Consider the following 6,429-nt stretch of genomic DNA (forward strand, 5'->3'; position numbering starts at 1 on the left):
ATCTAAAACCGTATCCTGATTACTTATATTTGCTTGTCTTATTGCATCTTTTATTAGCACTTTATCAATAGTAAAGTGCTGACCCGTAAAACGAACGGGCAATTTCTTTTTTGTCATTAGTAACTTCTTACAGGTGAATACTTGAATTCAAATCACAGAGAAGTGAATAGACAGTATTACCCGACAGAGCAACTACGACAAAGCAATGCCATCAAAAAAAATGACTGCACACACAAAGCATAGACTGATTGTCTTGCCCTAAAAGATTGATTGGAATTTATTCAGGACTGCCTATCACTTAGATAGAAGTCCAAGGTCTGCTGAAATACATAATTCAAAAATTGAAATTGCTTGACTGCAAATTTAGTAACTTTGCTTGACAAATTAACGAGAAAGAAGAGAAAATGAAAGCCGACCGCATAACATCACCTATACGCAAGCAGGGGGTTCGTGCTTCGTAAGACTGGAAAGTGGTAAATTTAAAGTTCAGTTCATCGTAGGTAGCTTAGTGGTAAAAATCCCTGCCTGCGTGTAGCTGAAAAACGTTACCTGCAAGCTGTGAACCAAAAATCCGACAAAATAAAATGGTTGAAACATTGATAAAAACATTGCAACAAAAATATCTTATCAAAACAAACACAATTTCTAAACAAAAAGGTGGTTGGGCTTCTTTGGCTTATAAAATAGAAGATGAAAACGAGCATTTTTATTTTTTAAAAGTTTATGAAAAAAGTCGAAAATCAACTTCTTATTTAACGGAACACATCGACCTTTATCTTCCCATTGTGGATTGGCTTGATAATCAAACTCTGCTGAAAGGAAAAATCATTCGATTGATTAAAACGCAATCTGATGATTTTAGGTGCGAAGATGAAAATTATATATATGTTTTGTTTGATTACATTAAAGGAGAAACAGTTGGAGAAAAAAATTTAACCAAAGAACAAATAACTCAATTAGCCGAAATTGTCAGTCAGTTACATCATTTAAAAAAAACTCCTTTTGACCTTTCGCAGATTTCTGAAACATTTGACCTTTCGTTTATTTCTAAACTAAACAATTGGATAGAAAAAAACCTTGACCAACTAAAAACGGAAATCAAAACGGTACTGCAACCTAATCTTTCAATTATAAAAAATCAAATCAACGAATGGTATAATTTATCAAATGCTTTAAAGGAAAAAGATTTAAAATATTGTTTATGTCATACAGATATTCATCATTGGAATCTTATCACAGACAAACAAAAATTATATCTTTTGGATTGGGAAGGAATAAAGTTTGCACCACCCGAAGCCGATATTTTCAGCATTTATCAGCAACCTTATTTTGATTTGTTTATCAAAAGATATTATGAACTCAATCCTGATTATCAAATCAATGAAACGGTTTTACAATATTATCTGACAAGTAGAAAACTTCAAGATATTTTTGAGTTTATCGAACAATTACAATTTGACGAACTCAATTCGGAAGAATACAAAATCAACTTAAACTATCTGAAAAAAGAAGTTGATAACATAATATCCAAACCTAAAAACACAGCCAGCAGGTAACAAGGGTTTTGCAAGAGCGGGGCGAAAATACTCCGTTGGAGATTTTCGCTATATTTGTAGCTTAGTGCTTCGGTCGAGATTTTCTGCTGAAAATCCCCGCCCTCGCAAAGCCCCAAACCGTTGGCGGTAATTTTACCAAACAGAATGTTGAACATAAAAAAGTATAATCCGATGAAGCTATAAGTAACTGTCCAAAATAAACAACGTAAAACTTTTTCATTGCTTTCAAAAAGTAGTGAAAATTTCTATTATCAACATTTAAAAATTAGAAAAATGACACAGTTACAAATGATTGACAAAACAAAATATATAGCTCAACAAGACGAAAATGTTTCCGCCGTTTTTATGTATGGTTCATTTACCAAAAACGAAGGAGACAAATATTCTGACATCGAATTTTACATCTTCTTGAAAAATAAAGAAAATTTCTCGACAGAAAAATGGGTAAATCAAATTCATCCTTTGGCTTTATATTTTACAAACGAATATGGAAGTGAAGTTGCTATTTTCGAGAATATGGTCAGAGGAGAATTCCATTTTTTAAAAACGGAGGAAATTGAAATTATCAAATCTTGGGACGGAATTGTTGAATTTAGCGATTTTGACCAAATGAACCTAACCGACAAAGATGGACTTTTAACGAAAACGCTTAATCAAATCAAAACGAAATCGCCCGAAAGAATAACAAATGAAAATATTTTGTGGTTAAGCCAATCATTACTGAATGTTGTACTGACAACAAGCAACTTGATTAAACGAGAAGAATTTGCTCACGCTCATCACAGTTTATCAAATGTGCAGAAATACTTGCTTTGGCTTATAAGAGCAAGAACAAGCAAAACGCAACATTGGGAAAGTCCGACTAAAAGTCTCGAAAAGGACATTGACACGATTTGGTATTCAGAGTATAAAAAAGTAACATCAGATTTAAATCCCAAAAACATCGTTTTGGCTTTTGAGAACTCATTAAATTTATCGGAAAAACTATTTGATGAACTAAATATTGAACCCAAACTGAAAGAAATCCTACACAAAATAAGATAAAAAAACTACCGCCAACATCGGTTTTGCAAAAGAGCGGGTTAAGTGGTTAATTCAAGGTTTGTGCATTTAATCCGCAAAACCATTTTTTATTTGCTTTTAAAATGTAAATTAGCAAATAGAAAAAATGGTTTTGCTTAAGTTAGTTCAAAATTGAAAGTTTAGTCTTTCTAATCCGCTCCTTCGCAAAGCCGTCAAACGTTATCGGCAATACGAAATAAAGTAGTTCAGAAAAAATATTATATTTGCAACATAAATAAAAAGTAAGCAGAAAATGTAAAAATTAATTTCTTAGACAATCTAACAATCAGCTCAAAAAATTGGGCTCCCACTTTTGTTAAACTCAAAAAGAAATTAATTATGCTTACGATTCAAAATTTATCCTATTCACATCCCAATAAAAATACGCTGTTTACTAATTTAAGTATGACAGTAAACCATTCCGATAAAATTGCATTAATTGGCAATAATGGTGTTGGAAAATCTACTTTACTCAAACTTATAGCCAAGGAATTAGAACCTGATGACGGACAAATTTCCTCCGAAACCAAACCCTATTATATTCCTCAAATTTTCGGTCAGTTTAATGATTTGACAATTGCCCAAGCCTTACAAGTTGAAACCAAACTCAATGCTTTACACGAAATTTTAAACGGAAGTGTAGATGAAAAGAATTATAGCCTTTTAAATGACGATTGGACGATAGAAGAAAAATGTCAAGAAGCCCTAAGCTATTGGGATATTTCTGATTTATCACTATCTCAAAAATTAAGCGAATTAAGTGGAGGACAAAAAACAAAAGTCTTTCTCGCAGGTATATTTATTCATCAACCATCATTTGTTTTATTAGATGAACCCAGTAATCATCTTGACAAATCCAGTAGAGACTTACTATACGATTTTATTCAAACCTCAAGAGCAACTTTTATAATCGTTAGCCACGACCGAGAGTTACTTCAGTTATTAAATCCTATTTGTGAGCTCAACAGAAATGAAATTAAAGTTTATGGCGGAAACTATGAATTTTATAAAGAGCAAAAAGAAATTGAACAAAACGCCTTAAGTCAAGATATTCAGAGCAAAGAAAAAGCACTTAGAAAGGCGAAAGAAAAGGAGCGAAAAACAATTGAACGACAACAAAAATTAGATGTTCGAGCAAAAAAGAATTTAGGAAAAGCTGGACTTCCCAAGATAGTATCAGATGCTTGGAAGAATAATGCTGAAAGAAGCTCAGCAAAAATTGCCGGAGTTCATTCAGATAAAATTAATGGTATAAAAGAAGAACTTCAAGATTTGAGGCTTTCCGTTTCTGATATAGAACAAATGAAATTTGAATTTGATTCTTCCAATCTTCATAAAGGTAAAAATCTGTTTATAGCAGAAAATATCAATTTCGCATATAGAACAGGAGGTTTATTATGGGAGAAACCTCTAAACATTCAAATTGTCAGCGGTGAACGAATTGCTATCAACGGAAAAAATGGAACAGGAAAAACCACACTTATCCAAATAATACTCGGAAAACTTAAACCAACGGAAGGAAAAATATTTATTGCTGAAAGTCATTCTGTTTATATTGACCAAGATTATTCTTTAATCAATAATCATTTACAGATTTATGAACAAGCTCAAGAATTTAATCAAACCGGCCTTCAGGAACACGAAGTAAAAATCAGATTAGACCGTTTTTTATTTTCAAAAGATGATTGGGATAAGCCTTGTCATACATTGAGTGGCGGAGAAAGAATGCGGTTAATGTTGTGTTGTTTAAACATTGCTAATCAATCTCCCGACATTATTATCTTAGATGAACCTACCAATAATTTAGACCTTCAAAACATCGAAATTTTAACCAATGCAATCAATGAATATGAAGGAACTTTAATTGTAATTTCCCACGATAAAACGTTCTTACAAGAAATAAATATTGAACGAACTATTGAATTAATGAAGTAAAGCCGATAACATCGGTTTTGCAAGAGAGCGGGTTATTGTTTCCGTTCAAAGATTTTCGTTATATTTAAAGTTCCGTCTTCGCTTGGAAGTCTTATGCTAAAATCCGCTCCCTCGCAAAGCCGCGGTTATGTGAAAGAATAAAACGGCACCTCCAAAAAGAAAGTGCCGTTTCGAAATTAAATTTATAAATTCTCAATCCACTACTTCTGAAACAGTTGATTTTTCTATTAGAAAAATTCCGTCAAAAGCTTCTTCTATTTCAGTTTTTAGGCACATCGAATCAAATCGAATCTTATTACAATTTTTTAATTCCGTACTTCTGTTCATTAGTAAACAGCATTCTTTTCCTCCAAATTCTTGCATAATAAATTCAACAGAATCCGACTCTGGAAAATCAAGTGGAAATTTATCAACCCTAAAGCCAAATTGATAATCATTATCAGGATACAATGCCGCAGTTTCTCCACGTAGATTAGTTATTGCAAATGCTTTATATTTTTCTCCAAAAGTCATCGAAAGTCTTTGCCCCATTGGATAACAACTAATAAATCCATCAAAATCTACCGGAGTTTTTTGAATGTGAGCATTGTGGGCAACCAAAATAATCTTTTTACCAAGTGAATTTTTCAAAAACCAATCAATGCTTTCTGCCATATACTGGTCTTTTGCTCCCATATCTCCTTCAATTCCCCTTTCAGTAATGAAACTTTCCATAGCATCAGCATTATAATTCATATAAATCAAGCCTTTAACTTGATGAACTATCGATTGAAATTCTAAACTTTCTAATTTTGGTTGAAGAGTAATCAAACGAATGTAAACTTTTAATAGCAATGCTTTTAATTCATTATGTTCAGCTTCATCAAAAAGCGATAAATTTAACGCAAGCTGAGAAGTCGAATAGAAATCAAATTTCTCAGCAAGATTTAAAATCTTCTGTAAGACATCAGAAGAAACGATTGAAAGTCTTTGCAAATAATCAGATACAATACGAAAGTTTGGAAAATAAGAACCTCCATTTTTAGGAATATCCACACCTAAAAAGGTAATTTGATTATTATTGTCTTGATTATACCGACGAAGCCATAGCAAAGTATCTTTAAACTCATTTGGATAATAAAAGTGTGACAGTAACTTATCCAAATCGTCGAATGGAATTTGTGATTTTATCCAGTTATCAACTTCTAATCCTTCAGAAAAACCAAACTCAAATGCCAAGGTGTCAAAATCACATTCAGTTACTAAAAACTCAATAACTTGATGCCTGAATGTAAAAAACTCTTTTATGAAATGTGAGTTTTCGCCTAAACCAACAATTGTAGAAGAATCAAAATATTCTCGAAATCGAAAAAGACTTTGTTTTATGGATGTATTATTTTCCGAATTAAACGGAAAAGTTAAGGGTTTTATATTTTTCATTATTACCTTATTTTAAATTAAAAATTAACGTACCAAATAGCAACCGTCTCAAAAAGACGATTTAATAATTTACTTTAATTTTTAATTACCAAGGCTTGCTGAAATACATAAAATGTGAATTATTTGAATACAAAGATACTAAAAATTCCTTCACATAACATCGCATTGGCAAAATGGCAGGTTAAGTGCTAAATTGAAAGTTTCTGCATTTTATTCCGCCGAATGTGTTCCACATTCGCTTTTTATTTGTAAGTTAGCTCTGTGGAAACACATCGGCTACGTTCTCGCTAAATTGAACTTTTTGTCCAATTTATCCGCCACTTCGCCAATGCGTTTCCCGTTGTACGACATAGTAAAACCGAACCAAACAAAATGAAAGTCAGAGAAGAAAAGTTAAGAACAATTATAGAATGGTCGGAGAAAAACGAAGATGTAAGAGTTCTTCTTCTGACAAGTT

The 6,429-nt window shown here is 32.2% G+C and carries 5 protein-coding genes; 3 read left to right on the forward strand and 2 right to left on the reverse strand.

Annotation, left to right across the window (positions count from 1 at the left end):
- The coding region (locus LKO28_RS15250) for an rRNA adenine N-6-methyltransferase family protein (protein WP_227695901.1) at positions 1-117 on the reverse strand (117 nt) is incomplete at its 3' end.
- 467 nt (positions 118-584) lie between these two features.
- On the opposite strand from LKO28_RS15250, the gene LKO28_RS15255 reads away from it, so the two are divergent.
- The 3 genes from LKO28_RS15255 (at position 585) to abc-f (ending at position 4,553) form a co-directional block, all read left to right on the forward strand.
- Positions 585-1,556 carry a phosphotransferase gene (locus LKO28_RS15255; protein ID WP_158211183.1) on the forward strand — a complete coding sequence of 324 codons (972 nt, stop codon included), beginning with the start codon at positions 585-587 and terminating at the stop codon, positions 1,554-1,556.
- Between the two features lie 273 nt (positions 1,557-1,829).
- Positions 1,830-2,600, forward strand: a complete 771-nt coding sequence (gene lnu(H), locus LKO28_RS15260) for a lincosamide nucleotidyltransferase Lnu(H) (RefSeq protein WP_064964663.1) — start codon at positions 1,830-1,832, stop codon at positions 2,598-2,600.
- A gap of 357 nt (positions 2,601-2,957) precedes the next feature.
- Complete coding sequence (gene abc-f, locus LKO28_RS15265; protein ID WP_090410526.1) at positions 2,958-4,553, forward strand: ribosomal protection-like ABC-F family protein; 1,596 nt, start codon at positions 2,958-2,960, stop codon at positions 4,551-4,553.
- Positions 4,554-4,745: 192 nt separating this feature from the next.
- Here the strand turns inward: abc-f and ere(D) are convergent, their stop codons facing one another.
- Positions 4,746-5,972 carry an EreD family erythromycin esterase gene (gene ere(D) / locus LKO28_RS15270; protein ID WP_227695900.1) on the reverse strand — a complete coding sequence of 409 codons (1,227 nt, stop codon included), beginning with the start codon at positions 5,970-5,972 and terminating at the stop codon, positions 4,746-4,748.
- Between the last annotated feature and the right edge of the window lie 457 nt (positions 5,973-6,429).

The organism is Sphingobacterium sp. FBM7-1, from assembly GCF_020687765.1.
GTDB lineage: Bacteria > Bacteroidota > Bacteroidia > Sphingobacteriales > Sphingobacteriaceae > Sphingobacterium.